Origin of the sequence: Mycoplana dimorpha (assembly GCF_003046475.1) — a bacterium.
Lineage (GTDB): Bacteria > Pseudomonadota > Alphaproteobacteria > Rhizobiales > Rhizobiaceae > Mycoplana > Mycoplana dimorpha.
In genome coordinates, this window is sequence record NZ_PZZZ01000001.1 from 172,879 (window position 1) to 197,557 (window position 24,679).

The following is a 24,679-nucleotide window of genomic DNA, read 5'->3' on the forward strand; positions in this document are numbered from 1 at the left end:
TTTTGGCCCGATCATGCTTGAATCGCCCGATCGACTTTATAAGTTGAATGGTGAACTTAACACCCGCTGAAATCGCTTCGGACCGCGATGTCGCTTGATGCGTGAGTTCGATGGTCAATTCCTTTAAGGTTGATGTTAACGTCAAAACACGAACTGGAGAAATGTTCATGAGCGATCTCGTCAACCGCGTCGCCGAGAATGTCGGCATCGATCCGGCCACCGCCGAAAAAGCCCTCGGCATGATGCTTGGCTTCCTGCAGCGCGAGGCCCCGGATGGTCCCGTCGCGCGGATGATCGAGGCCATTCCCGGCGCCTCCGAGCTCGTGGCCCAGTACAATGACGATGGTACCGGCGGCGGACTGCTCGGCGGACTGATGAATGCGATAGGCGGCGGCGGAGTGATGGCGCTCGGCCAACAGCTCATGAGCGAGGGTCTCGGAATGGGCGAGATCACGGCCCTCGCCAGGGAAACGATTTCGATCGCCCGCGAATATGCCGGCAACGAAGTGGTCGACGAGGTGGTCGGTGCGGTGCCGGGGCTCAGTCAGTTCGTCTGATGCCGGAATTCAACCTCAGCCTTGGCCGCTGCGCAGGCGCCGGACGTAAAACATTTGCGCGCTCTCAAAAAACGAAATGCCCGTGGCGAGCACGGGCATCCGGTTCTGCTGATGCGCGGGAGCGGCGTCTCAGAGCTGGCCGATCATCGCGGCGGCGGCCGAGACGGTGGCCTGGCCGGGATTTTCCTCGACGTTCAGCGTCTTGACCACGCCGTCCTCGACCAGCATCGAGTAGCGCTTGGAGCGCACGCCGAGGCCGCCGCCCGAGAGATCGGCATCGAGGCCGAGCGCCTTGGTGAAGGCGGCGTCCCAGTCGGCGATGAAGCGCAGCTTGCCGGACGCGCCGGTGGCGTTCGCCCAGGCGCCCATCACATGGTGATCGTTGACCGCTACGACGACGATGTCGTCGACGCCCTTGGCGAGGATGGCGTCGCGATTCTCCAGATAGCCCGGCAGGTGGTTCAGCGAGCAGGTCGGCGTGAAGGCGCCGGGAACGGCGAAGAGCACGACGCGCCGGCCCTTGAAGAGATCGTCGGTCGAAACGTCGACCGGTCCGTCCGGCGTACGCTCCTTCAGCTTCAGGGCGGGCAGTCTGTCTCCTACGGCAATCGTCACGATCGTTCTCCTTGGCTGGTGGCGCCAGGCGGAACGCCTGGCCGGTCGGCCCGGACTATAGAGTGGTCTCTGTGAAGTGGGAACCGGTTTCGGGACAAAGGAACGCTGCGATCCAAAGACCTAAGGCGCTGCGTGCGGGGCGATCGCAAGCGTCGTTTCCATCGCGCGTCCCCCGCTCGTGGCCGTGAAGAGGATGGCGGCGCCGGAAAGGCTGGCATTCTTCGGCTTGCGGAGCAGGGGGACCTCGACGTGATAGGAGTCTCCGGAGCGCGTCGGCATCGCGGTGCCGAACTGAAAACCGTCCGGTCCGGAAACGAACACCTGCGGCGTGGTGCCGGGCGCCGTGAAGGCCACGGCAAGCGATTTTCCGTCGTCGTTCCAGCGGGCGTCGATTACCGCGAAGTCGGGGGAGGGCGGCGCGGGAAGCGCCGCCTCGGCGGCTTTAAGGTCCGCCGCCTCCGCGGGATCGACAGCCGCGCCGGCCTGCAGCTCGACCGAGAGCTCGGCCTGCACCGGGATGCAAATGTCCTGGCAGATGCCGAGAAACACAGAGGCTGAGACCTGCGTGGTCTCTGGACCGGGGACCTTCTGCTTCAGTGTCAGGGGCAGGCCGACCGATCGGTCGTAGCCGGTGTAGCGTGAAAAGCCGTCGTCGAAATGCTTCGGAACCGGAAAGCGGAGCGATTCAAGCTTCAGCCCGGAAGACTCCGGAAGGCTGACGGTCGGCGGGACGCCGCTCTCGCCGGGGTCACGCCAGTAAGTCCGCCAGCCCGGCTCGAGGCGTATGTCGAGCAGGGCCGGAATGCTTCCGTCCGTCCGCTCGGGGAACACGACCAGACGAACGCGACCACCCTCGGTCTCATGCCAGGCGGAGCTTGCGGCGATTGCCGGCACGGGCGCAGAAAGGGCGGCAAGGCACATGAAAACGACGCGAAAACCTCTCATGCGTCGTGGTGTAACCTCGCCCTAGCCGTCTTTCCACCGTTCTTCCGAGTTTTTCGATCATATTCTCTTGATCACGGCGCAGGCTGCACCAGTTCTTTCAGGAGGTTGGCGCTAAGGTGCCAGTTGTGGCGCGGCCCGTGACGAGAAGGCGCTTTTCATTTGGCCGCGAATTGATAGGCTGTATTCACCATGGCGATGTCGGTCCTGAAAGAGAGACGAGAACGGGGCTTCCTTGACGGTCACTTCCTGATCGCCATGCCCGGCATGCTCGACAAGAATTTCGAACGCACCGTCGTCTATATCTGCGCCCATTCCGAAGATGGAGCCATGGGCTTCATCATCAACCGTCCCCAGCCGATGAGCTTCACCGACGTGCTGCTCCACCTGCAGCTCGTCGAGGAGGACGACGTAATCCGCCTGCCGGAGCACACGATCGATTTCCCGATCCGCGCCGGCGGCCCGGTCGAGAGTGGCCGGGGCTTCGTGCTCCATTCGGACGACTACGCCTCCGAATCCAGCATACCCGTCAGCGACGAGATCAGCCTGACGGCGACCCTCGACATCGTGCGGGCCATTTCGCGCGGCCAGGGACCCAGGCGCGGCATGCTGATGCTCGGCTATGCAGGATGGGGGGCGGGGCAGCTCGAAACCGAGATCGCCGCCAATGGCTGGCTGACCTGCCCGGCATCGGACGATCTGATCTTCGACACGCCGGTCGAGGAGAAGTACGATCGGGCGCTCGCCCTGATGGGCGTCACCCCGGCGATGCTCTCCATGGAAGTCGGGCACGCCTGACCAACAAATCCGTGATCAGGCCCGTTTCATCAACGGGAACCGCTCCTTCAACAGGCGCAGCACCGAATCGTAGCCGATCGGCGGGCCGAAGAGGTAGCTCTGGCCGAATTCGCAGCCCATCCGCCCCAGTTCGATCGCGTCCTCTTCCGTCTCGATGCCCTCGGCGACGACCGTCATCTCCATCTCATGCGCCATCGACACGACCGACCGTAGCAGCACGGTGCGCTTGTCCGAGCCGTCGCGTACCAGCGCCTTGTCGATCTTGATGGTGTCGAAGGGGAATCGGGTCAGGTAGGCCAGCGAGGAATAGCCGGTGCCGAAGTCGTCCAGCGCCAGGCCGAGGCCGGCGTCGCGCAGCTTGTTCAGCACCAGCCGCGCCTGTTCGGCGTTCTCCATCACCACCGACTCGGTCAGTTCGAACTTCAGCTTGTGCGGTTCGCAGCGTGTCTTGGAAAGAACGGCGCGCACGTCGTTGCAGAGCTCGTTGTTGAGTAGCTGGGCGCTCGACAGGTTGACCGAGACGAATATCGGCAGGTCGCCGGTCTGCAGCTGCCAGTCCATCAGGTCGCTTGCCGCCTTGTCGAAGGCGAATGCGCCGAGCTGACTGATCAGGTCCGACTGCTCGGCGACCGGGATGAACTCTTCCGGCGAGATGCTGCCGCGTTTGGGATGTTCCCAGCGCATCAGCGCCTCGAAGCCGGCGATCTCCGCATCCGACAGCCGCACGATCGGCTGGTAGACCATCGACAGTTCTTTCCGCTCGATCGCGCGGCGGAGGTCGGTCTCGACCTGCAGACGGTCGGTGCCCATGGTGCGGAAGGCGGGGCGGTATGGCTCCACACGGTTGCCGCCCGCCTTCTTCGCGCGGTACATGGCAAGCTCCGCGTCGTTGAGCAGGCTCGTCGCGTCCTGCTGCGGATCAAGGCACGAGACGAGGCCGATCGAGGCGGTCAGGATGATCTCGCGGTTGCCGAAACTGATCGGCACGGTGATCGCCTTGCTGACGGCATCGGCGAAGTCCGCGACCTTGGCGGGGTCGCGCTCGGAGAGCAGGATCAGGCCGAACTGGTCGCCGGACAGGCGTGACAGGGTATCCTGCGGCTTCAGCAGCCGCCGCAGCCGGCGCGACAGCGCCACCAGGATGTTGTCCCCGGCCGCAATCCCGAGCGCGTCGTTGACCTGCTTGTAGCGGTCGATGTCGATGGCGAGAACGGTGGGGCGCACCGCGTCGCTGGTTCCGGCGATCGAGAGAACGGATTGCAGCCGGTCGAGGAAGACCTGGCGATTGGGCAGCCCGGTCAGGTTGTCGTGCAGCGCGTCCTGGAGAAGCCGGTCGATGGAATTGCGCTGTTCGGTGATGTCGACGATCGTGCCGACGCAGCGGATGATCTCGCCATTGGCGCCCAGCACCGGCCGGGCGCGGATCGCCAGCCAGTGGTAATGCCCGTCCTCGGCGCGCACGCGGAACTGGTGGTTGAGCCGGCCGCGGCGATGCTCGAGGAGCACGTCGAGCGTGGCACGGAAGCGGTCGCGGTCGTCGGGATGCAGGCGCGGCAGCCAGTTCCGGGCCGGCCCGTGCATCATGCCTGGCGAAAGGCCGAGCTGCATGGAAATGTCGGGAATGGTGACGACGCGATCGCGCGCGACATCCCAGTCCCAGACTGTGTCGCCGGAGCCGGTCAGCGCCAACGACTGCCGTTCGAGGTCGGAGAACAGCCCCTGCTGGTAGGCGCCGCCGGCAAAGGCGTGCTGCATCACGGTGAACCCGATCAGGAGCACGATCAGCACCAGGCCGCCGCCGAGCGCCGGCTGGATGATGTCGTTGTCCAGCTTGCCCGTCACCGTCATCCACGCGCCGAACAGCCACACCAGGATCAGTGACCAGGCCGGCACCAACAGGATCGCCCGGTCGTAACGGTTGAAGCCGAGATAGGCGATCAGCACGATACCGACGGAGGCGGTGAGCGCGAACGAGATCCGCGCAATGCCTGCGGCGATCGGCGGATCATAGATCGCGACGCCGAACAAGAGTCCAAGCCCGAGAATCCAGGCGAGCGTCGCGTAGGAGAGATGGGCATGCCAGCGGTTGAGGTTCAGGTAGGCGAACAGGAACATGACGAGGCCGACGGCCAGCGACACCTCCGTTCCGGCCCGCCACATCCGTTCGTCGCCGGCGGTTATGCTGATGAGTTTCGACAGGAAGCCGAAATCGACGCAGATATAGCCGAGCACCGCCCAGGCGAGCGCCGCCGTCGCCGGCAGCATCGAGGTGCCCTTCACCACAAACAGAATGGTCAGGAACACGGCGAGCAGGCCGGCGATGCCGAGCACGATGCCGCGATAGAGGGTGAAGGCGTTGATGGTGTCCTTGTAGGCGTTCGGCTCCCACAGATACATCTGCGGCAGTTCCGGCGTTGCAAGTTCGGCCACGAAGGTGACGACGGAACCGGGGTTCAGCGTGATCCGGAACACGTCCGCCTCGTCGCTCGGCTGGCGATCGAGCGCAAAGCCCTCGCTCGGCGTGATCGACAGAATGCGCTGCGAGCCGAGGTCGGGCCAGAACAGCTTGGAGCGCACCAGACGGAAATGCGGTGCGACGATCACCCGGTCGATCTGCTCTTCCGAGACGTTGGCGAGCGCAAAGACCGCCCAGTCGCCCTCGTGGCCTGGGTTGGTCGCCCGCACCTCGATGCGCCGGACGATACCGTCGGTGCCGGGTGCGGTGGAAACCTGGAAGGCCTCGCCGCGGCCCGTGTAGATCTCCGTCGTCGCCGTCAGGTCGAGCGCGGTGTCGTCGCGGGAGATTTGTACAGGCTCGACCGCCTCGGCCGACGAGATGAGCCCGACGAGCGAAAGCACCGTCAGTAGGGTGAGGGCCAGCGCCCGGCTGACGAGCAGCAGTGTCGGCACGGATCGGAAGGTCATCGAAACGTTAATTTCCTGTCGTCTGGGGGTCTCGTGCCCCTTGCCCCGACGCGGCCGGCACCCGCGACTGGCTTCTGTCCCCTGCCAGCAGCGAATACATCACGTGGTCGCGCCACTCCCCGTTTATCTTCAAGTATTGTCGCAGATAGCCCTCGCGTTGAAAGCCGGCCTTTTCAAGGAGGCGGATGCTCCTTGTGTTCTCCGGAATACAGGCTGCCTCGATGCGGTGCAACTGAAGGCCCGTAAAGATGTAGGGGACCGACAGCTTCAAAGCGGCCAGCATGTGTCCCTGGCCGGCATGGCGTTCACCCATCCAGTAGCCGATCATGCAGCATTGCGCCGCCCCGCGGCGGATATAGCCGATGGTCAGGCCGCCGAGCAGGCACTGCTCGGATTTGAGGAAAAGAAACAGCGGCAACGCCTGGCTGCTTGCGAATTCCTGCTCGTTGCGCACCACCCGCGCCCGGAACGAACTCTCGGTCAGTTCGTCGCTGCGCCAGCTCGGCTCCCACGGCTCGAGAAACCGCCGGCTTTCGGAGCGGAGCTGGTACCATTGCCGGTAGTCGGAGAAGCGCGGCAGGCGAAGCAGGTGCGTCTCGTCCTCGAGCACCAGGGCGTCGGACTGCCTCGACAGGAACCGGAAGACCGATCGCGCCATCTATGTCTCTCCGCCGCAGCAGCCCCGCGGCTCGGGAATGTGCTTGCCGGTGGTCCGGCCGGGTCCCGCTGAACTGTACGCCAGCGGCGGCGATTCCGTCAAACCACGCCGGTTTCTTCGAGCAGAGGGAACGCCGCGGAAACGGTCCACGCGATCTGCGTCGGGTTTTCGTTCGCCGCACGCCCTTGTCCCGAAACCAGGGCACGATTCCGGGACAGGTGCATCAACTCGCCGCCCGTTGCGGCGCATCGCTGCGGGAGAGCGCATTGACGATATCGGCGGTGGCGGCGAGCTGTTCGACGGGGCCGATGGCCGAAAGGGTCGGAGTCGTGTCGAAAAACAGGCGCCCGGCGAGGTCGGTCAGCCGTTCCGCGGTGATGCCGGCCAGGCGCTCCATCAACTCCTCGTTGGGGATCGGCCGGCCGTAGAGCATCATCTGGCGGGCGATCTGCCCCGCCCGTGCGGCCGGGCTTTCCTGCCCCATAAGCAGCTGGGCGCGGATCTGGGCGCGGGCGCGGTCGATCTCCTGCTCGTCGATCCGCTCGGTCGACTTGCGCAGCTCTTCGACGATCACCGGCACAAGTTCCGGCAGGTTCTCGCCGCCGGTCGCGGCATGAATGCCGAAGATGCCGGTGTCGGAAAAGCCCCAGTGGAACGCGTAGACCGAATAGCAGAGGCCGCGCTCCTCGCGCACCTCCTGGAACAGCCGCGAGGACATGCCGCCGCCAAGGATGTTGGCGAGGATCTGCGAGCAGTAGAAGTCGCGGGCATGGTAGGCCTTGCCCTCGAAGCCGAGCAGCACCTGCGCATCCATCAGGTCGCGGCTCTCGCGAACATCGCCGCCGGTATAGCGGGCGGCCTCGAGCACAGGGGCTACGGACGGGCTTTGCGGCAGCGCCGCGAAGCGCTTCTCCGCATCGCGGACGAACGCATCATGGTCCACCGCCCCGGCGGCGACGACGAACATGCGGTCGGTCGTATAGTTGCGGCCGAGATAGGCGCGGATCTCGGCCGGGTCGAAGGAAAGCACCGTCTCCGGCGTTCCGAGGATGGCGCGGCCGATCGTCTGGTCGCGATAGGCGGCCTCGGAGAACTTGTCGAACACCACGTCGTCCGGCGTATCGTTCGCAGCGCCGATCTCCTGCAGGATCACCTGCTGCTCGCGGGCGAGCTCCTCCTCGTCGAACACCGATTCGGTGAGGATGTCGGCGAGTATGTCGGTTGCCAGCGGCACGTGATCCTTCAGCACGCGGGCATAATAGGACGTCGTCTCTGTCGAGGTGGCGGCATTGACCTCGCCGCCGACGTTCTCGATCTCCTCGGCGATCTGCCGGGCGGAGCGGCGCGCCGTGCCCTTGAAGGCCATGTGCTCGAGCAGATGGGCAATGCCGTGTTCGTCGGCCGTCTCGTTGCGCGAGCCGGACTTGATCCACACGCCGAGAGCAACGCTCTCCAGGTGCGGCATGTTCTCGGTGACGACCGTCAGGCCGGACGGCAGCCTGGTGCACTCAACTTTCATTTTCGACTTTCTGCGATCGCTAACCCCGAATGCGGGAGTGGCTGCCGATAAAGGCTTCGACGGCGGCAAGCTCCGGATCCAGGACTTCGTACCGCTCCTTTCTTTGCATCATGCCAGCAAGCCATGACGGAAGCGTCGGGTCAATACCGCTCGCCGATTTTACGGCGTCGGGGAACTTGGCCGGATGCGCCGTCGCGAGCGTCACCATCGGGCTTGCAGCGCGCGAGTTCTTCGCCGCCACGAAGACACCGGTCGCGGTGTGCGGATCGAGAAGATAACCTGTCTTTTCAAGTGTTTCCGCGATGGTCTTGGCGACCTGCTTCTGGGTTGCCCGGCCGGCGCGGAACTCCTTGCGGATCGCCTTCAGGGCCTTCTCGCCGATCTGGAACGCGCCCGACTGCTTCAGGCCTGCCATCAGCGCGCGGATCTCCGCCGGATCGCGGTCGGAGGCCTCGAACAGCAGCCGCTCGAAGTTGGATGAGATCTGGATATCCATCGACGGCGAGGTGGTGGCGACGACCTCGCGCATCTCGTATCGGCCGGTCTTGAGGGCACGGGCGAGGATGTCGTTGTCGTTGGTGGCGATCACCAGCCGGTCGATCGGCAGGCCCATACGCTTGGCGACGTAGCCGGCGAAAATGTCGCCGAAATTGCCGGTCGGCACGGTGAACGAAACTTTCCGGTCGGGCGCTCCGAGCGCCACCGCGCTCGTGAAGTAATAGACGATCTGGGCCATGATGCGCGCCCAGTTGATCGAGTTGACGCCGGAAAGCTGCATGTTCTGGCGGAACGTCTTGTCGTTGAACATCGCCTTGACGAGGTTCTGGCAGTCGTCGAAGTTGCCCCTGACGGCGATGGCGTGGACATTGCTCTCCGTCGAGGTCGTCATCTGCCGCTGCTGCACCGGCGAGACCTTGCCGTGCGGAAACAGGATGAAGATGTCGGTGCGCTCGCGGCCGGCAAAGGCATCGATTGCCGCCCCGCCGGTGTCGCCGGAGGTGGCGCCGACGATGGTCGCGCGCTGCCCGCGCTCGGCGAGCACATGATCCATCAGCCGGGCAAGCAGCTGCATCGCCACATCCTTGAAGGCGAGGGTCGTGCCGTGGAAGAGTTCAAGCACGAACTGGTTCGCTCCGGTCTGGACGAGCGGGGCGATTGCCGGGTGCCGGAAGGTGCCATAAGCCTCGTCGATCATCGAACGCAGCGTCGCGGGCTCGATCTCGCCGTCGATAAACGGCGACAGCACGGTGAAGGCGACCTCCTGGTAGCTCATTCCACGCATCGAGCGGATCTGCCGCTTCGTGAAAGTCGGCCACTCCTGCGGCACGTAGAGGCCGCCGTCGCTGGCAAGCCCGGCTAGCAGGGCGTCGCAGAAACCGAGGGAAGGGGCCTCGCCCCGGGTCGAAACATACTTCACGTCATCATCCCTGAAATTGAGCGGCAGGCTGGATGAAGGAACGCGTGGGGAGACGGACGGGAGCGGGGGCTGCGGTCACGAGCATTCCTTCCGTTCGGTCGCGACGATCGCCGCGCCGTGAGAGACATAGGCGCACCGGGGCACGGTGTTCTCATGGCGCCGGCACGCGTGCTTCGGTTCAAAACGCATGAGAGTGGGAATCCCCGGCATGCGAACGGATGCAGCAAAAAGTGGAAGGCCTGTTCGGGACAATCGATTTTTCACCGCACCGCTGCTATAGAGCATCCGCGAGGGTCTAGAAAGGCCCGTTTTTTATGAGGCAAAGCGGGCACGCCAGTCCGAACGCAGGGTAGAGACACGTGATTGTTAAGACCAGCCGTCGCATTACGGGCATCCTTCTTTTCACCCTCATCGCAGGCTGCAGCCAGACGGACAAGAGCGCCGACCTCGGTGCGTCCTCCGGCCAGGGCCAGCAGCAGGCGGCGACACAGCAGTCGGCCGTGATCCAGGGCGCTTGCCCGCAGGTCTATCTGCGCGAGGGCACCGCCATACACCGCGCCTACGCCAAGGGCGCAAAGGACGATCCCAGCAAGGTGCTCTATCAGGCGACGCTCGCTGCGACCACGCGCCAGTGTGTGCAGACGGAGAACAGCCTCAAGGTCACCGTGATGGCCCAGGGTCGCATCGCCGCCGGTCCGGCCGGCTCCGCCGGCACCGTCACCCTGCCGATCCGGGTCGCCGCGAGCGACGGCGAGAACACGCTCTATTCGAACCTTGCCAAGTTCAGCGTCACCATCCCTCCTGAAGGCACGGCTCAGTACGTCTTCACCGACGCCAACGTCGTCATTCCGGGTGGGGCCGGCTCCTACGCCAAGATCTATGTCGGTTTCGACGAGGGCCCGTACAACACGAAGTGAGGTCAGGCGGCAGCCGATAAGGGCCGGGGCGCCAGTCGCGGCGGCTATTGGCGTCCGGCGCTCGTTGGCACGTCGGCGGTCGCCAAAATTCAACGGCGATCCTTCGCCGCGAACCTGTGACTACTGCCCACCCGCGAGCGCAGCTGATCTGTTGTCGCTCACACCGCTTCCTGCCATTCGGCGAGGGCCGCGACGACGCCGGGCAGCTCGCTCATGCGCGAAATCACCGTCTCGGCGCCAGCCTCCGTCAGCCGGTCGGCGTGGGAGGGATAGGTGTGCGAGGCGCCGGTGAAGCCGACGACGCGCATGCCGGCGGCCCGGGCGCCGTGGATGCCGTGCACGGAGTCCTCGATCACCAGCGTATTGGCCGGATCGGCGTCGAACTGCTTGGCGGCATGCAGGAAAATATCCGGCTTCGGCTTAACCCGGTCCGGGCCGAGATCCTTCGCCGAGAAGATGTGCGGCGCGAAGACCTGCTTCAGGCCGACGCGGGTCAGCATCAGGTCCAGCCGGTGCGATGTCGAGTTCGAGCAGATGCAGTAGGGGCGCTTCAGGCGCGACAGCGCAAGCTTCACGCCGTCGATGACCTTCACCTCGTTGGCAAGCCTGGCATCGAGCAGCGCCTCCGACTTGTCCAGAAGCGAGGCAGAGAGCGGAATGGACGCCTCGCGCTCGATGGTGAAGAGAATGTCCTGCCAGGTCAGGCCGGCGAAGCGCTCGCCCATCTCCTCGACGCCGATCGGATAGCCGGCCTCGGTCAGGAGCCGCGATTCGACCTGGGCCGCAATGATCTCGGAATCGACCAGAACGCCGTCGCAATCAAAGATGATGAGGTCGAAACCGTCCATTGCAGATGTCCTTTGAGGGAGGGGCGCTGCGCCGGAGCGCCAGTTGGCTTGAGCGCCGCGAGGGGCTTCGCAAAGCCATTTACAGGATGGAGGCGCAAACCTCAACCTTGCGGCGGACTGCGGCGGGCTGCGGCGCCTGCCGCGCTCGACAGCGCCGGGCGAGCCTTCTATCAGTAGCGGGATGACGAACCATCCAGACGACACGATCGCAAGCCGCATCAGCCGGGCGCTGGCCGACCGGATCATTTCCGGCGAACTGGCGCCGGGCCAGCGGCTCCGGCAGGACCACGTCGCCGAGGAATTCGGGGCGAGCCATGTTCCGGTTCGCGAGGCGTTCAGGCGGCTGGAGGCGCAAGGGCTGGCGGTGAGCGAGCCCCGCCGCGGCGTGCGCGTCGCCTCCTTCGATCTGCGCGAGGTGCGCGAGGTGGCGGAGATGCGCGCGGCGCTTGAGGTGCTGGCGCTTCGCCATGCCGTTCCCCATCTGACGCCCGCCATCCTCGACCGGGCGGCGGCGGCGACGGCGGCGGCCGACAGTTCGCGTGACGTGCGCTCGTGGGAGGCGGCCAACCGTGCATTCCACCGTCTGATCCTCGAGCCCTGCGCCATGCCGCGGCTGCTGGCCGCGATCGACGACCTGCATGCCGCAAGCGCCCGCTTCCTCTTCTCCGCCTGGCGGTCGAGCTGGGAGGCGCGCACCGACCACGACCATCGCGCCATCCTGGCGGCGCTGCGCGAGGGTGACGGCGATGCCGCCATGGCGATTCTCGGCCGCCACGTGCAGTGGATCGGCCGCACGCCGGTGCGCAACGCCACCGGCGAGACGCGCGAAGTGTTTTCGATCGTGGGCTGACGGGCAGCCAGTCCGTCATCCTCGGCAGAAATTATCTATAATTTTTGAGCCGAGAAAATTGGAATATTTTCAATAGTTTGGCATGCTGACTCCTCCGGGTTTTGGCATTGGATGCTCGGTTCCCGCTAGTGCGTGGGCTTGACTGGTCGGCTGAATTTTACGTACGGGTCGGATTATAGATAATTTCGACAGTTATCTATTGATGTCACCTTGAGAGGACTTTCCATGCTCGAATTCGCCGCTGCCGGCCCGTCCGGCTTCGACCCGCTGCGCCTTAACGCCCGTTCCCTGCCGCTTCGCGTCGTCTTCGTGCTGGCGGGCACGCTGGCGCTGGCGCTCGCCTCGCGCATCAGCGTGCCGATGGTGCCGGTGCCGATCACCATGCAGACCTTCGCCGTCACGATGATCGGCGTGCTCTACGGCTGGCGGCTGGGTACGCTCACCGTGCTCGCCTGGCTTGGCGAGGCCATGGTCGGACTTCCGGTGCTTGCCGGCGGCGCCGGCGGGCTCGCTTCTTTCGTCGGGCCGACGGCCGGCTATCTCGTCTCCTTCCCGCTGATGGCCGCGATGGTCGGGTGGCTGGCGGAACGGGGCTGGACCGGCCGTCGCGTCGTCCTCAGCTTCGTCGCCCACTTTGCCGCCAATATCTTTTGCCTGGTGCTTGGCGGCGCCTGGCTGGCGACGCTGATGGGAATGGAAAAGGCCCTGATGCTGGGTGTCGTGCCGTTCGTGCTCGGCGCCGTGCTGAAATCGGCCCTGGCCGCCGCCCTGCTGAAGGCCGTGGCCCCGCACATGCAGGCGCCCGCACGGCCGTGACCGTCAGGCTGCGCGCCCATCATCTGTTGTGCATCCTGACCTTCGTCGGCGAGGGCTATACGCCCGGTTTCGTCGACAACTACATCGAGATCGCCCGCCGCCTGTCGGCGGGCGAAGACATCGAGATCGTCGAGGGGCCGGACGATATCTGCGCGCCGCTGCTCGACGATGAGGGCCCGCACTGCCACGGCGACGGCGTCCTGGTCCGCGATCGGTTGGCTGCGGAAGCCGTGTCCGAACTGGTGGGCGTCGCAGTCCACCCGGGTGTCGTTTTCCGGCCGGACGCGACCCTCCTCGACCGCCTTCGCTCCGGCTTCCGCGCCGGTGAACTGCGCTCGGCCTGTCGCGGCTGCGAATGGTCGAGCCTGTGCACGCGGGTGGCCAGGCAGGGGTACCCCGGCGTCCGCGTCGCAGCCGGTCCGATCTTGGGGGCGGCATCGTGATTGAAGCAGATCTCTGAGCGTGATCTGCTTCATGTCCCCGCTCCACCGGTTTCGGCGCAAATCTTTTCCAGATACCGCGGCACATTTGCGGCAGAGGAGCATTGGCCGCACTACGACAGCGGGAACAGCTCCAAAAACGCCCGCTCGCCGGCGGGCGTGAAGAGGATGGCGCGGCTGTCTTCGGATCGTCTTGCCCAGCCCTGGTCGATGACGCGGGCCAGGAGCGCCTCGCCGAGCGAGCCGGCGAGGTGGGAGCGGCGCTCGCTCCAGTCCAGGCAGGTGCGGCATAGCGGCCGCCGCTGGCGGCGCAGGCCGTCGACATCGATGCCGAGCCCGGCCATGCGTGTTTCGCCTGCCGCAGTCAGCGTCGCCTCATCGCCGCCGACGACCACGTGACCCTCGGCGATCAGCCGGTCCAGCATCCGTACGCCGAAATCGCCGGCGAGATGGTCGTAGCAGACCCGCGCCTTGCGCAGCGCCGGATCCTTCGGCCCCGGTCGCGTCCGCAGGAAGCCGCGGTTGGCGGCAAAGCCCATCAGGCTCTCCAGCAGCAGCCCGACCTCGTCGTCGGACAGCGCGAAATAGCGATGCCGTCCCTGCTTTCGCTGGCTGACCAGCCCGCCGGCTTCCAGCTTGGCCAGATGCGAGCTCGCCGTCTGCAGGGTGATACCGGCAGCCCCCGCCAGTTCGGTCGCGGTCAGCGCCCGGCCGCCCATGAGCGCCGCCAGCATGTTGGCGCGGGCGGGGTCGCCTATGAGGGCGCCGATCTGGGCGATGTCCGGTCCTTCCTTCATACTTCGATGATAGTCGAAGCATCGACGCCGATCAATGTGGCATCAGGGGGCATCGAGACATCAAGGAGCCTGACGATGATCACCTGCTTCATCCGCTACGAGATCGACCCGTTCAAGAAGGAGGAATTCGCCATATATGCCCGCAACTGGGGACAGGCGATCCCCCGCAACGGCGCCGAGTTGATCGGCTATTTCGGGCCGCATGAAGGTTCGGCGACCACCGCCTATGGCGTCTACAACATCGAGTCGCTGGCGGACTACGAGGCCTATCGGGCGCGTCTCGCGGCCGACCCGCTCGGGGCGGAAAACTACCAGTTCGCCAGGCGTGAACGCTTCATCCTTCGCGAAGACCGTATTTTCCTGCGAAACCTCTCCCTGCCGCACGCCGAGCGGGTGACGCCATGATCGCCGTCATCTTCGAGGTCACCCCCGCCGAAGGTTGTGGCGATGTCTATCTTCAGCTTGCTGCCGAGCTGAAGCCACGGCTCCAGGAGATCGACGGCTTCATCTCGATCGAGCGTTTCGAAAGCCTGTCGGTGCCGGGCAAGATCCTTTCGCTGTCGTTCTGGCGTGACGAGGAAGCGGTCGGCGCGTGGCGGAACAGCGCCGAACACCGCGCGGCACAGGAAGCCGGTCGCCATGGGGTGTTTGCCGATTACCGCCTGCGGGTCGCCTCGGTGCTGCGCGACTACGGCATGGTCGAGCGCGCGGAAGCGCCTCTCGACAGTCGGAAAGTGCATGAGGACGACGCCGAAAGCGGGGGTTAGCGCTGTGCCGTCATCGAATGCAATGAAAGCACCGCCTTGAGGCGCGGCAGGTCATCGATCGCCACATGCCAAATTATGTCGTCGGCGATGCGATGATACTCGTGGCGCAGGATGTTCCCCATTCCGCGGATAGAACGCCACGGAATGTGTGGGGCCCGTTGCAGCAATTCATCGGGAATGTGCCGACTGGCTTCGGATATGATCTCGATCGCGCGCTGTACCGCGAGGCGTAGGATAGCATCATTGCCAAAGTCCTCGCGTGTCCTGTCAACGAGGGCCGCTTCGATCACCCCGATCGTCAGAAGCATCTCGTCGAGAACTGGCCCAACCTCACGCCTCATCAGAAAATCCGCACCGCGGAGCTTTCGATCTTGTTTTTCAGCCGCGGATGAAGGCTGTCACGCGTCGTTACATCGACCTCGAGTGCCAGCGCATCTTCAAGGAAGAGCTTGATGCCCACGAGATCTAGAAGGGAGAATTTTTTCTCAGGATCGTAGTCGATGAAAAGGTCGAGATCGCTCGCTTGCCCCGCTTCATCGCGGGCCACGGAGCCGAAGAGATAAAGCGACGTTGCGCCGAGCGCGCGGATCGCATCGGCATTCCTCTGCAGACGTTCGATCGCTTCGCTCTTCCTCATGTGTCTCTTTTAGCCCATCGTCCCGCGCTTTTCCATTCCGCGATTAAATTGGCCGGCCTGCCTTTCCCTTCACCCTTCGGTAACCATCTTCGGTAACCATAAGCGCTATAACAAATGTCCCGAGTAAGCGTATCAGCGAGTTGCCCATGTCCAGATTTCTTTCGCTTGCCGAAGCCCGTTCGGTCCGCCCCAATGGCTGGCTCGACACGATCATCAAGGGTGACTGCGTGGCGGCCCTTGACGCCCTGCCGGACCAGTCGGTCGACGTCATCTTCGCCGATCCGCCCTACAACCTGCAGCTCGGCGGCACGCTGCACCGGCCCGACCAGTCGCTGGTGGACGCCGTCGACGACGAGTGGGACCAGTTCGCCTCGTTCGAGGCCTACGACGCCTTCACCCGGGCCTGGCTGCTCGCCTGCCGCCGCGTGCTCAAGCCGAACGGCACCATCTGGGTGATCGGCTCCTACCATAACATCTTCCGCGTCGGCGCCACGCTGCAGGACCTCAATTTCTGGATCCTCAACGACGTCGTCTGGCGCAAGACCAACCCGATGCCGAACTTCAAGGGCCGACGCTTCCAGAACGCGCATGAGACGATGATCTGGGCGAGCCGCGATCCGAAAGCGAAGGGCTACACCTTCAACTACGATGCGATGAAGGCCGCCAACGACGACGTGCAGATGCGCTCCGACTGGCTGTTTCCGATCTGCTCGGGCGGCGAGCGCCTGAAGGACGCCGACGGCAAGAAGATCCACCCGACACAGAAGCCGGAGGCGCTGCTGGCCCGCGTCATCATGGCCTCGACAAAGCCCGGCGACATCGTGCTCGATCCGTTCTTCGGCTCCGGCACGACCGGCGCGGTCGCCAAGCGTCTCGGCCGCCATTTCGTCGGCATCGAGCGCGAGCAGGACTATATCGACGCAGCCCTCGCCCGGATCGACGCGGTGGAGCCGCTCGGCAAGCAGACGCTGACGGTGCTGAGCGGCAAGAAGGCCGAGCCGCGCGTCGCCTTCAACACGCTGATCGAAAGCGGCCTGATCGCGCCGGGCACCGTCCTGACCGATGCCAGGCGCCGCTACAGCGCCATCGTGCGCGCCGACGGCACGCTCGCCTCGGGAAGCGACGCCGGCTCGATCCACCGCCTCGGCGCCAAGGTTCAGGGCCTTGACGCCTGCAACGGCTGGACCTTCTGGCACTATGCCGACGGCAAGGAACTGAAGCCGATCGACGCTTTGCGCGCCGTCGTCCGCAGCGACATGGCCAAGCTCGACTAGGTCTTCGCGCGCGCCGCCCGGGTTCACGCGCCGCGATGTCCCACGCCCACCCTGCTTCCGCTCCTCGGCAGGTATGAAACGAACACCTCCTGTTGCGGCCTTCGGCGCGTCCTGTGCCGGAGGTTGCGGCAGTTTGTAGCCGGAGGCGGGCCGCGCGGGCGCAATCACCAAATCTGAGCGATGGTCAGATTGCGTGAACTCGCGCGACACATTGCCGGGCCGCACGCGTGGACAAAGCGCCATGGCTATGTTTCCAATACCCCCGCACATGCGAGCATGGCGGTCGCGATCTTCGCGGCCGTGGAACCTGGGGCGATGCGTTGCGTTTATAGCTCGTCAGTTCGGAGGCGATCATGAGGCATATCGATGGCAGACATCTGGATCAGACGCAGGTCAAGCATGTCTGGGAGGTGGCGGAATATTGCCGCAAGGCCGGTATCCATCAGGCGGAGGAGAAGCGCCTGATCAAGGTTCTCGGTCGCTATGCATCCGCGCACGAATTGCAGATGAACATCGTGCGGCCCAACAACCGGGCGCGCAGTTGATCTCTCGCCGGTCCCGTTCGGGGCCGTTTTTCCCGTTTCCTCGCCTCACGAATGCAGGGCTGCCGCTCCAGCGCTTCGGGCCTGCAATATGGACGAAACAGTTAGACAAAAAGGAACCTCGGGTGGGCGCTGTTCAGCCGCTGTTAACCACCCCCTTCTAAGGTAACGACAACAGATGCGACGGCCACGGCAGCGCCGCCGCAGCAGTCATCGGCCCGCCGGTTTTAGTACCTTCAGTCCCGGTAGGCACGAACGCCCGGAGCCCTCGCAGGCTCCGGGCGTTGCCAATTCAGCGATCCGCATCCGACCCTTGGAAGCAGTTCGTCTACCCTATTCCATGCGCTAAGAGATCGCTCTTCAGCTTTTCCGCACCGGTGAAGAGGACCGCATTCCAGCCGGCCGCCCGTGCGCCTTCGACGTTCCTTTCGCTGTCATCGATGAAGAGCGTGTGCGCAGGGTCGAGGGAAAAGTCGCGGGCGTGCTTGTGGTAGATGGCGATGTCCGGCTTGATCAGCCCGATCTCGCCCGACACGGTGACGCCGCGCGGCAATTCGAGGAAGGGAAAGAGCTGGCGGGCCTGCTTGAAGGTATCGGCGGCGAAGTTCGTCAGCATGGTTACGTCGCGCCCCTCGGCCACCAGCGCCGCCATGATGGCGACAGTGTCCTCGTAGGCGTGCGAAACCATCTCGTGCCAGTATTTCCGGAAGGCGCGGATGTTATCCTCATGTCGGGGAAAGTCACGGATCAAAAGCCCCTCTGCCTCCTCCCACGCGCGGCCGCGATCCTGCTCCAGGTTCCAGTCATGGGTGCAGACATTGGCGAAGAGCCAGGCGCGCTCCGCCTCGTCGGGGATCAGCCGGCTGAACGGGATCTGCGGATCGTAGTGGATCAGCACCCGCCCGATGTCGAAGACGATGTGTCGGATTTCGTTTGTCATTTGATCATCCTTGCAAAGGCGTTCGGCTGCAGCAGTGCATCTGTCTGCCGGAAATGTGCAGCAGTTTCACGACAATGCTGCAGAAGTCAAAGTCGGGGGGAGGCCGGGTTGTTACCGGCTCGCCGCCCGTGCCGCAGCCGGGGCTACGGGTGCAAACACATCGGGCAGGGCGAGGCCGATGGCCTTGCGCATCACCGTCGGCAGCGCCTGGTCGTGCAGCGTATCGCGTGGCTCCCACCATCCGGTGCCGTCCGTTGCGGCGCGGCCGACCCTTGAGCGGTATACCGTGAGCCGCAGTTCGAAATGCGTGAACACATGGCCGACCGTTCCGCAGCTTTCCCACGAGGCAGCGAACGGTGCGGCTTCCGGACCGGTCGCTCCGTCCCGCCGTGCCGTCCAGTCTGTGCCCGGCACCTCGGTCATGCCGCCCAAAAGGCCATGACCTGGCCGCTTGCGCAGGAACACCGCGTCCTGCTCGTCCACCGCCACGAAGGCGGCGCCGAGCCGCACCGGCCTGTCCTTCTTGGCCGCCTTGACTGGAAAGCGCTCCGGATCGTGTTCGGCCAGCGCCTTGCAGGACGCATTGACCGGGCAGAGCGCGCAGGCCGGGCGCTTCGGCGTGCAGATCGTCGCCCCGAGGTCCATCATCGCCTGTGCGAAGTCGCCGGGCCGGTCGGCCGGGGTCATGGCGGCGACAAGCTGCCGCATCAGCGGTTTCGAACCGGGCAGGGGAGCGTCGACGGCGTGCAGGCGCGAGATCACGCGCTCGACATTGCCGTCGAGCACGGCCGCTTGCCGCTGAAAGGCGATCGCGGCGATCGCTGCCGCCGTATAGTCGCCGATGCCGGGAAGTGCCTTCAGCCCTTCCTCCGTCTCGGGGAAGCGCCCGCCATGTTCAAAGGCGACCGTCTCGGCGCATTTCTTCAGGTTTCTGGCCCGCGCATAGTAGCCAAGCCCCGCCCAGGCCTTCATCACCTCTTCGGTCTCGGCCCGGGCAAGATCCGTCACGGTCGGCCACTTCGCCGTGAAGCGGGCGAAATAGTCCTTCACAGCCTGCACCGTCGTCTGCTGCAGCATCACTTCGGAGAGCCATACCCGGTAGGGGTCCGGCCGGATGCCGCGCGCGGCCATCGCCGGCGAGACACGCCAGGGCAGGTCGCGATGGTGCCGGTCGTACCAGGCAAGGACCTGCCGGGTCGGGTCTGGATTTCCGTCGGAGAATGTCATGTTTGCCTGGACCGGACGAGGAAGCGTATAACTGACCAGCCGAAGCATTTACTTCAAGGCGTGTGTTGCCGGAAGACCGCAATATCGTGCGCAGGAGTTATCCGTCCCGTGAGTTCCCGTCCGCCCCGCAGGGGCGTCCTGCAGATCAGCGAAGTGGCCAACGACCTGATCGACCCCGTTCTGGCCAAGCGCGCCGGCATCAACACGATGCTGCTCGGCTCCTGGGACGAGATCGCCGGCACCGCCTTCGCCGATTGCACCAGGCCCGAGAGGATCACCTGGCCGCGCCGCGCCTCCGAGATGGCTGGCGAGGACGGCGGCTACCAGCCGGGCGTGCTGACGATTGCCTGCGAAGGGTCGCGCGCCCTTTTCCTCTCCCACCAGCAGGGGGAGCTCATCCAGCGCATCAACGGCTTTTTCGGCTTCCCGGCCATCAAGCAGGTGAAGATTGTGCAGAAGCCGGTCACCCCGCCCGCAAAACGTCGGCGTCCGCCGCGGCCGCTGACGGGGGAGGCGGCGCGCCATCTCGACGAACTGGTGGCGGGAATCGAGGACGATGCCTTGAAGGCCGCGCTCAGGCGACTCGGCACCGCCGTGCTTGGCAGGCAGAAGCCGACGCGGCGCTGATCACCGTCAGGCGCTCACAATTCTTTGAAGATCATGGTGTTGGGGGCGCTTGTTCGTATCTGAAAGCCGGTATATCCGGTCTGGCGGAAGATTTTTTACTTGTCCCTACAGGAGAGACCATGTCCCTTTCCGAACTGAGCCTTCCGAGGCGTCTGCTGGGCGGCGTCGCCGTTGCGGCGCTGGCTGTAACGCTTGCCGCCTGCAGCGACGAGAAGAGCGACACCGCCGCGGCTCCGCAGGCCGAGCAGGCTGCGTCGAGCGACGCCGCCAAGCCGGCCGCGACATCCGAGACGGCCGGCAACAGCGCGTCGACCGCAGCGCCTGCCGAGGCGGCACAGGCTCCGGCCGCCGACCCGGCGCCGGCGACCGCCGCCAAGGTCGAGGTTCCCGCCTCCGACGGCAAGGTCGACATGGCCAAGGTGCTCGAGCCCGGCCCGCTGCCGGAAATGGCGATCGGCGATCCCAACGCGCCGGTGACGATCGTCGAATACATGTCGATGACCTGCCCGCATTGCGCCCACTTCCACAACGACACCTTCGAGCCGATCAGGCAGAAGTACGTCGACACCGGCAAGGTTCGCTTCATCGTGCGCGAGTTCCCGTTCGATCCGCGCGCTGCCGCCGCCTTCATGCTGGCCCGCTGCGCGCCCACCGAGCAGTATTTCCCGATGATCTCCATGCTGTTCAAGCAGCAGGAACAGTGGGCCGCGGCAGAAAACGGTCGCGAGGCGCTGCTGCAGATGTCGAAGCTGGCCGGTTTTACACAGGAGAGCTTCGAGAAGTGCTTGACGAACCAGAAGCTTCTCGATGATGTGAACGCCGTACGCGAGCGCGGCGCCAAGGAATTCGGGATCAATGCGACGCCGACCTTCCTGATCAACGGCGATCGCTATTCCGGAGGCATGTCGGTTGACACCATGTCAGCCCTTATCGACAGCAAGCTCTGATCGTTCGACCGAATTTGAAGCGGGCGACGGCGGCAGCCGTGCGCCCGCTTTTGCTTGTCTGCCGCTGGTGTCGGCATCGCCCCCCATCCCGGCGTGCGCCGAATGAAATTCACCCGCCTTCGCCTCCTCGGCTTCAAGTCCTTCGTCGAGCCGACCGAGTTCGTCATCGAACGCGGCCTGACCGGCGTCGTCGGCCCGAACGGCTGCGGCAAGTCGAACCTGGTCGAGGCGCTGCGCTGGGTGATGGGAGAAAACTCCTACAAGAACATGCGCGCGTCCGGCATGGACGACGTGATCTTCTCCGGCTCGGGCAACCGGCCGGCGCGCAACACCGCCGAGGTCGGCCTCTACCTCGACAATTGCGACCGCACCGCACCGGCCGCCTTCAACGACGCAGACGAGATCCAGGTAACGCGCCGCATCGAGCGCGAGCAGGGCTCGGTCTATCGCATCAACGGCAAGGAAGCCCGCGCCAAGGACGTGCAGCTGCTGTTCGCCGACGCCTCCACCGGCGCCCGCTCGCCTTCGATGGTGGGGCAGGGGCGCATCGGCGAGCTGATCCAGGCCAAGCCCCAGGCGCGCCGCCAGCTGCTCGAAGAGGCCGCCGGCATTTCCGGCCTGCACTCCCGCCGCCACGAGGCGGAACTGCGCCTGCGCGCCGCCGAAACCAATCTGGAGCGCCTCGACGACGTCACTTCGCAGCTGGAGAGCCAGATCGACAGCCTCAAGCGCCAGTCGCGCCAGGCGAACCGCTTCAAGATGCTCTCGGCCGACATCCGCCGCCGCGAGGCAATGCTGCTGCACATCCGCTGGGCACAGGCGAAGGAGGCCGAGGCGGAGGCGGAAAGCCAGCTCAACCAGGCCACCTCGCTGGTCGCCGAGCGTGCCCAGGCGCAGATGGCGGCGGCGACGGCGCAGGCAATCGCCAGCCTGAAGCTGCCGGAGCTGCGCGAGAACGAGGCGAAGCTGGCGGCCGCCTTGCAGCGCCTTCAGATTGCCCGCTCGCAACTGGAGGAAGACGCCGGCCGCCTGCTGCGCCGCCGCGACGAACTCGCCCGCCGGCTGACGCAGCTCGCAGAGGACATCGCGCGCGAGGAGGCGATGGTCGCCGACAACGCGGAAATCCTCGAACGGCTGGCGGCCGAGGAGGAGGAGATCGGCGAAATTTTAGGCGAGGCCGACGACCGTGCCGCTGCTGCCCGCGAGGGCATGGACGCGGCCGCCGAAAAGCTGGCGGGGAGCGAGCGCGCGCTCGGGGCCGTAACCGCCGAGCGGGCCGAGGCGCAGGCCGTCCGCAATCAGCTGGAAAAATCGATCCGGGATCTTTCCGACCGCCAGGCGCGGCTCGCCCAGCAGTTCATGAACATCGAGGCCGAGATCGCCGCGATGGACGAGCGCATCGCCGCGCTGCCGGATCCGGAACAGAAGCGGCAGGACGTGCAGGCCGCCGAAGCCGCATTGGACGAGGCGGGCGAGCAACTGGCCGAGGCCGAGGAGGCGCTGGAGGAAGCGCGGCTCGCCGAGATCGAGGCACGCGGTCCGGTCGAGGCGGCGCGCGGGCAGGTCAATGCCGTCGAGACCGAGATGCGCACGATCCGGCGCATGCTGGAGGCCGGCGCCGCCGGCGGCTCGTTTGCCCCGGTGGTCGAGGACGTACAGGTCGACAAGGGCTTCGAGACGGCGCTGGGCGCGGCACTCGGCGATGACCTGGAATCGCCGGCAGACCCGGCCGCGCCCGCCCACTGGCGCCTTGCCGGCGACGGGGTTTTGGATGCGGCCCTGCCCGAGGGAGCCGTGCCACTCCTTTCCCACGTCCGGGCGCCCACGGTCCTGACGCGGCGCCTGCGCCAGATCGGCGTTGTTGCCGACGAGCCGGCGGCGCTGTCGCTGCTTGAGAACCTCCAGCCGGGCCAGCGCTTGGTGACGCCCGAGGGGGCGGTCTTCCGCTGGGATGGTCACGTCACCGGTGCCGACGCGCCGAGTGCCGCCGCCCTGCGGCTTGCCCAGAAGAACAGGCTGCGCGAACTCGAAACGGAGCTGGAGACGGCGCAGGCCGCCCTTGTGGAAACCGAAGCCCGGCTCGAGGCGGCCGGGGCCGCCGTGCGCACGGCAACCCAGCGCCAGCAGATGGGGCGCGACGCCCAGCGGGTGGCGACGCGCGCACTCGCCGAAGCGCGCGAGGCGCTCGACGCGGCCGAGCGGGCCTCCGGCGAACTGATCCGTCGTCGGGCCGTGCTGGCCGAGACGCGCACGCAGCTCGAAGGACAGGTCGAGGAGGCGGCTGACGCGCTGGAGGAAGCCCGCGCCACGCTCGAGGATGCCCCCGATGTTGCGGCCCTCGACGTCAGGCTGTCGATGCTTTCCGCTGCGGTAGCGACCGACCGCGCGGGGCTGGCCGAGGCGCGGGCGCTGCACGACGGACTGGCCCGCGAGATGGCCGACCGCCAGCGCCGGCTGAGCGCCATCGCCGCCGAGCGCGAGACCTGGCGCCATCGCGCCGCCAATGCCGAGCGCCACATCGCCTCGCTGCGGGAACGCGAGGCCGAGGCTCAGGAGGAAGCCGAGCAGATTGCCGAGGCGCCCGAGGAGATCGAGGACAGGCGCCGGTCGCTGATGAGCGAGCTTGCCCGCGCCGAGGAGGCGCGCCGGACCGCGGCCGACGAATTGCAGGAGGCCGAGAACCGCCAGCGCGAGGCCGATCGCCTCGCCGCCACCGCCCTGTCGCAGCTTGCCGAAGCCCGCGAGCAGCGCGGCCGCACCGAGGAACGGCTGGTCTCCGCCCGCGAGCGCCGTCTCGACGGCGAGGCACGCATCCGCGAAACGCTGCATTGCGCCCCGCACGAGGTGCTGAAGCTGACCGAACACCCGGTCGACAGGCCGCTGCCCGATCCGCGCGAGACCGAGCTGGAGCTGGAACGGCTGAAGATCGAGCGCGAGCGCCTCGGCGCCGTCAACCTGCGCGCCGAAGAGGAGCAGAAGGAGCTCTCGGAGAAGCTGCAGGCGATCGTCACCGAGCGCGAGGATATCGTCGAGGCGATCCGAAAACTGCGTTCGGCGATCCAGAGCCTGAACCGCGAGGGGCGCGAGCGGCTGCTTGCCGCCTTCGACGTGGTCAACGCGCAGTTCCAGCGCCTCTTCACCCATCTGTTCGGCGGCGGCACGGCGGAACTGCAACTGATCGAGAGCGAGGACCCGCTCGATGCCGGCCTGGAGATCCTCGCCCGCCCGCCCGGCAAGAAGCCGCAGACGATGACGCTGCTTTCCGGCGGCGAGCAGGCGCTGACGGCGATGGCGCTGATCTTCGCCGTCTTCCTCACCAACCCGGCGCCGATCTGCGTGCTCGACGAGGTCGACGCGCCCCTCGACGACCACAACGTCGAGCGCTACTGCAACCTGATGGACGAGATGGCGGCCTCGACCGAGACCCGCTTCGTCATCATCACCCACAACCCGATCACCATGGCCCGCATGAACCGCCTGTTCGGCGTCACCATGGCCGAGCAGGGCGTCTCCCAGCTTGTCTCCGTCGACCTGCAGACGGCGGAGCAGCTGCGCGAGGCGGTTTAGCGCGCGCACTTTGTGAGGCGGCCTGATCCCATCCGACGCCAATGCATCTCCG

25 protein-coding genes are annotated in these 24,679 nt (G+C 65.8%); 13 read left to right on the forward strand and 12 right to left on the reverse strand.

Going from position 1 to position 24,679, the window contains the following annotated elements; genetic code table 11:
- The first annotated feature begins 167 nt into the window (after positions 1-167).
- A complete protein-coding gene (locus C7449_RS00805) occupies positions 168-557 on the forward strand; it encodes a DUF937 domain-containing protein (RefSeq protein ID WP_108001381.1) in 390 nt (129 codons plus the stop codon).
- Positions 558-686: 129 nt separating this feature from the next.
- On the opposite strand, the gene C7449_RS00810 is transcribed toward C7449_RS00805, so the two are convergent.
- The gene (locus tag C7449_RS00810; protein ID WP_108000886.1) at positions 687-1,172 is read right to left on the reverse strand and encodes a peroxiredoxin; all 486 of its coding nucleotides are present in this window, start codon (positions 1,170-1,172) and stop codon (positions 687-689) included.
- Between the two features lie 120 nt (positions 1,173-1,292).
- Positions 1,293-2,117: a protein-disulfide reductase DsbD domain-containing protein gene (locus tag C7449_RS00815; protein ID WP_108000887.1), complete on the reverse strand. Its 825-nt coding sequence runs from the start codon at positions 2,115-2,117 to the stop codon at positions 1,293-1,295.
- A gap of 189 nt (positions 2,118-2,306) precedes the next feature.
- Here C7449_RS00815 and C7449_RS00820 point away from each other — a divergent pair, with 189 nt between their 5' ends.
- Positions 2,307-2,912 carry a YqgE/AlgH family protein gene (locus C7449_RS00820; protein ID WP_108000888.1) on the forward strand — a complete coding sequence of 202 codons (606 nt, stop codon included), beginning with the start codon at positions 2,307-2,309 and terminating at the stop codon, positions 2,910-2,912.
- Positions 2,913-2,927: 15 nt separating this feature from the next.
- Here C7449_RS00820 and C7449_RS00825 read toward each other — a convergent pair whose 3' ends face one another.
- The 4 genes from C7449_RS00825 to thrC form a co-directional block, all read right to left on the reverse strand.
- Positions 2,928-5,837 carry an EAL domain-containing protein gene (locus tag C7449_RS00825; RefSeq protein WP_108000889.1) on the reverse strand — a complete coding sequence of 970 codons (2,910 nt, stop codon included), beginning with the start codon at positions 5,835-5,837 and terminating at the stop codon, positions 2,928-2,930.
- Between the two features lie 7 nt (positions 5,838-5,844).
- Positions 5,845-6,495 (reverse strand): GNAT family N-acetyltransferase, encoded by a 651-nt coding sequence (locus C7449_RS00830; RefSeq protein ID WP_108000890.1) that lies wholly within the window; start codon positions 6,493-6,495, stop codon positions 5,845-5,847.
- Between the two features lie 223 nt (positions 6,496-6,718).
- The gene (locus C7449_RS00835; RefSeq protein ID WP_108000891.1) at positions 6,719-8,014 is read right to left on the reverse strand and encodes a M16 family metallopeptidase; all 1,296 of its coding nucleotides are present in this window, start codon (positions 8,012-8,014) and stop codon (positions 6,719-6,721) included.
- 19 nt (positions 8,015-8,033) lie between these two features.
- A complete protein-coding gene (thrC, locus tag C7449_RS00840) occupies positions 8,034-9,431 on the reverse strand; it encodes a threonine synthase (RefSeq protein WP_108000892.1) in 1,398 nt (465 codons plus the stop codon).
- A gap of 359 nt (positions 9,432-9,790) precedes the next feature.
- On the opposite strand from thrC, the gene C7449_RS00845 reads away from it, so the two are divergent.
- A complete protein-coding gene (locus C7449_RS00845) occupies positions 9,791-10,348 on the forward strand; it encodes a hypothetical protein (RefSeq protein ID WP_108000893.1) in 558 nt (185 codons plus the stop codon).
- A 158-nt stretch (positions 10,349-10,506) separates the two neighbouring features.
- Here the strand turns inward: C7449_RS00845 and C7449_RS00850 are convergent, their stop codons facing one another.
- Complete coding sequence (locus C7449_RS00850; protein WP_108000894.1) at positions 10,507-11,196, reverse strand: HAD family hydrolase; 690 nt, start codon at positions 11,194-11,196, stop codon at positions 10,507-10,509.
- 181 nt (positions 11,197-11,377) lie between these two features.
- Here C7449_RS00850 and C7449_RS00855 point away from each other — a divergent pair, with 181 nt between their 5' ends.
- The 3 genes from C7449_RS00855 (at position 11,378) to C7449_RS00865 (ending at position 13,305) form a co-directional block, all read left to right on the forward strand.
- Complete coding sequence (locus C7449_RS00855) at positions 11,378-12,046, forward strand: GntR family transcriptional regulator (RefSeq protein ID WP_108000895.1); 669 nt, start codon at positions 11,378-11,380, stop codon at positions 12,044-12,046.
- 225 nt (positions 12,047-12,271) lie between these two features.
- The gene (locus tag C7449_RS00860; protein ID WP_108000896.1) at positions 12,272-12,862 is read left to right on the forward strand and encodes a biotin transporter BioY; all 591 of its coding nucleotides are present in this window, start codon (positions 12,272-12,274) and stop codon (positions 12,860-12,862) included.
- Positions 12,859-13,305 (forward strand): DUF1284 domain-containing protein, encoded by a 447-nt coding sequence (locus C7449_RS00865; protein ID WP_108000897.1) that lies wholly within the window; start codon positions 12,859-12,861, stop codon positions 13,303-13,305. The genes C7449_RS00860 and C7449_RS00865 overlap by 4 nt, the downstream gene beginning before the upstream one ends.
- Before the next feature lie 110 nt (positions 13,306-13,415).
- On the opposite strand, the gene C7449_RS00870 is transcribed toward C7449_RS00865, so the two are convergent.
- Positions 13,416-14,099 carry an ArsR/SmtB family transcription factor gene (locus C7449_RS00870; protein ID WP_108000898.1) on the reverse strand — a complete coding sequence of 228 codons (684 nt, stop codon included), beginning with the start codon at positions 14,097-14,099 and terminating at the stop codon, positions 13,416-13,418.
- A gap of 75 nt (positions 14,100-14,174) precedes the next feature.
- Between C7449_RS00870 and C7449_RS00875 the strand changes: the two genes are divergently transcribed.
- Together C7449_RS00875 and C7449_RS00880 are read left to right on the forward strand one after the other, a co-directional pair.
- Positions 14,175-14,504, forward strand: a complete 330-nt coding sequence (locus tag C7449_RS00875) for an NIPSNAP family protein (protein WP_108000899.1) — start codon at positions 14,175-14,177, stop codon at positions 14,502-14,504.
- Positions 14,501-14,866 carry an antibiotic biosynthesis monooxygenase family protein gene (locus C7449_RS00880; protein WP_108000900.1) on the forward strand — a complete coding sequence of 122 codons (366 nt, stop codon included), beginning with the start codon at positions 14,501-14,503 and terminating at the stop codon, positions 14,864-14,866. Before C7449_RS00875 ends, C7449_RS00880 begins: the two co-directional genes overlap by 4 nt.
- On the opposite strand, the gene C7449_RS00885 is transcribed toward C7449_RS00880, so the two are convergent.
- Both C7449_RS00885 and C7449_RS00890 read right to left on the reverse strand, forming a co-directional pair.
- On the reverse strand, positions 14,863-15,207 hold the full coding sequence (locus C7449_RS00885) for a HepT-like ribonuclease domain-containing protein (protein WP_108000901.1): 345 nt from the start codon (positions 15,205-15,207) through the stop codon (positions 14,863-14,865). The genes C7449_RS00880 and C7449_RS00885 overlap by 4 nt on opposite strands.
- Complete coding sequence (locus C7449_RS00890) at positions 15,207-15,503, reverse strand: nucleotidyltransferase family protein (protein ID WP_108000902.1); 297 nt, start codon at positions 15,501-15,503, stop codon at positions 15,207-15,209. The genes C7449_RS00885 and C7449_RS00890 overlap by 1 nt, the downstream gene beginning before the upstream one ends.
- A 146-nt stretch (positions 15,504-15,649) precedes the next feature.
- On the opposite strand from C7449_RS00890, the gene C7449_RS00895 reads away from it, so the two are divergent.
- On the forward strand, positions 15,650-16,777 hold the full coding sequence (locus C7449_RS00895; protein WP_108000903.1) for a site-specific DNA-methyltransferase: 1,128 nt from the start codon (positions 15,650-15,652) through the stop codon (positions 16,775-16,777).
- Between the two features lie 353 nt (positions 16,778-17,130).
- Positions 17,131-17,322: a hypothetical protein gene (locus tag C7449_RS00900; protein ID WP_108000904.1), complete on the forward strand. Its 192-nt coding sequence runs from the start codon at positions 17,131-17,133 to the stop codon at positions 17,320-17,322.
- Between the two features lie 325 nt (positions 17,323-17,647).
- Here the strand turns inward: C7449_RS00900 and C7449_RS00905 are convergent, their stop codons facing one another.
- Together C7449_RS00905 and mutY are read right to left on the reverse strand one after the other, a co-directional pair.
- Positions 17,648-18,259 (reverse strand): HAD family hydrolase, encoded by a 612-nt coding sequence (locus tag C7449_RS00905; protein WP_108000905.1) that lies wholly within the window; start codon positions 18,257-18,259, stop codon positions 17,648-17,650.
- Positions 18,260-18,370: 111 nt separating this feature from the next.
- Positions 18,371-19,486: an A/G-specific adenine glycosylase gene (gene mutY, locus C7449_RS00910; RefSeq protein WP_108001382.1), complete on the reverse strand. Its 1,116-nt coding sequence runs from the start codon at positions 19,484-19,486 to the stop codon at positions 18,371-18,373.
- A 108-nt stretch (positions 19,487-19,594) separates the two neighbouring features.
- On the opposite strand from mutY, the gene C7449_RS00915 reads away from it, so the two are divergent.
- The 3 genes from C7449_RS00915 (at position 19,595) to C7449_RS00925 (ending at position 24,627) form a co-directional block, all read left to right on the forward strand.
- Complete coding sequence (locus C7449_RS00915) at positions 19,595-20,113, forward strand: DUF721 domain-containing protein (protein ID WP_108000906.1); 519 nt, start codon at positions 19,595-19,597, stop codon at positions 20,111-20,113.
- A 119-nt stretch (positions 20,114-20,232) separates the two neighbouring features.
- Entirely contained in the window at positions 20,233-21,060 is an 828-nt protein-coding gene (locus tag C7449_RS00920; protein ID WP_108000907.1) for a DsbA family protein, read from the forward strand.
- 102 nt (positions 21,061-21,162) lie between these two features.
- Positions 21,163-24,627, forward strand: coding sequence for a chromosome segregation SMC family protein (locus C7449_RS00925; protein ID WP_108000908.1), 3,465 nt, complete (start codon positions 21,163-21,165; stop codon positions 24,625-24,627).
- Positions 24,628-24,679: the final 52 nt, after the last annotated feature.

Coding starts and splice junctions, on each gene's coding strand:
- C7449_RS00905 (WP_108000905.1), bottom strand. CDS start 18,259: ATGACAAACGAAATCCGACACATCGTCTTCGACATCGGGCGGGTGCTG.
- C7449_RS00900 (WP_108000904.1), top strand. CDS start 17,131: ATGAGGCATATCGATGGCAGACATCTGGATCAGACGCAGGTCAAGCAT.
- C7449_RS00825 (WP_108000889.1), bottom strand. CDS start 5,837: ATGACCTTCCGATCCGTGCCGACACTGCTGCTCGTCAGCCGGGCGCTG.
- C7449_RS00925 (WP_108000908.1), top strand. CDS start 21,163: ATGAAATTCACCCGCCTTCGCCTCCTCGGCTTCAAGTCCTTCGTCGAG.
- C7449_RS00835 (WP_108000891.1), bottom strand. CDS start 8,014: ATGAAAGTTGAGTGCACCAGGCTGCCGTCCGGCCTGACGGTCGTCACC.
- C7449_RS00805 (WP_108001381.1), top strand. CDS start 168: ATGAGCGATCTCGTCAACCGCGTCGCCGAGAATGTCGGCATCGATCCG.
- C7449_RS00875 (WP_108000899.1), top strand. CDS start 14,175: ATGATCACCTGCTTCATCCGCTACGAGATCGACCCGTTCAAGAAGGAG.
- C7449_RS00855 (WP_108000895.1), top strand. CDS start 11,378: ATGACGAACCATCCAGACGACACGATCGCAAGCCGCATCAGCCGGGCG.
- C7449_RS00870 (WP_108000898.1), bottom strand. CDS start 14,099: ATGAAGGAAGGACCGGACATCGCCCAGATCGGCGCCCTCATAGGCGAC.
- C7449_RS00815 (WP_108000887.1), bottom strand. CDS start 2,117: ATGAGAGGTTTTCGCGTCGTTTTCATGTGCCTTGCCGCCCTTTCTGCG.
- C7449_RS00850 (WP_108000894.1), bottom strand. CDS start 11,196: ATGGACGGTTTCGACCTCATCATCTTTGATTGCGACGGCGTTCTGGTC.
- C7449_RS00830 (WP_108000890.1), bottom strand. CDS start 6,495: ATGGCGCGATCGGTCTTCCGGTTCCTGTCGAGGCAGTCCGACGCCCTG.
- C7449_RS00880 (WP_108000900.1), top strand. CDS start 14,501: ATGATCGCCGTCATCTTCGAGGTCACCCCCGCCGAAGGTTGTGGCGAT.
- C7449_RS00920 (WP_108000907.1), top strand. CDS start 20,233: ATGTCCCTTTCCGAACTGAGCCTTCCGAGGCGTCTGCTGGGCGGCGTC.
- C7449_RS00885 (WP_108000901.1), bottom strand. CDS start 15,207: ATGAGGCGTGAGGTTGGGCCAGTTCTCGACGAGATGCTTCTGACGATC.
- mutY (WP_108001382.1), bottom strand. CDS start 19,486: ATGACATTCTCCGACGGAAATCCAGACCCGACCCGGCAGGTCCTTGCC.
- C7449_RS00895 (WP_108000903.1), top strand. CDS start 15,650: ATGTCCAGATTTCTTTCGCTTGCCGAAGCCCGTTCGGTCCGCCCCAAT.
- C7449_RS00820 (WP_108000888.1), top strand. CDS start 2,307: ATGGCGATGTCGGTCCTGAAAGAGAGACGAGAACGGGGCTTCCTTGAC.
- C7449_RS00860 (WP_108000896.1), top strand. CDS start 12,272: ATGCTCGAATTCGCCGCTGCCGGCCCGTCCGGCTTCGACCCGCTGCGC.
- C7449_RS00890 (WP_108000902.1), bottom strand. CDS start 15,503: ATGAGGAAGAGCGAAGCGATCGAACGTCTGCAGAGGAATGCCGATGCG.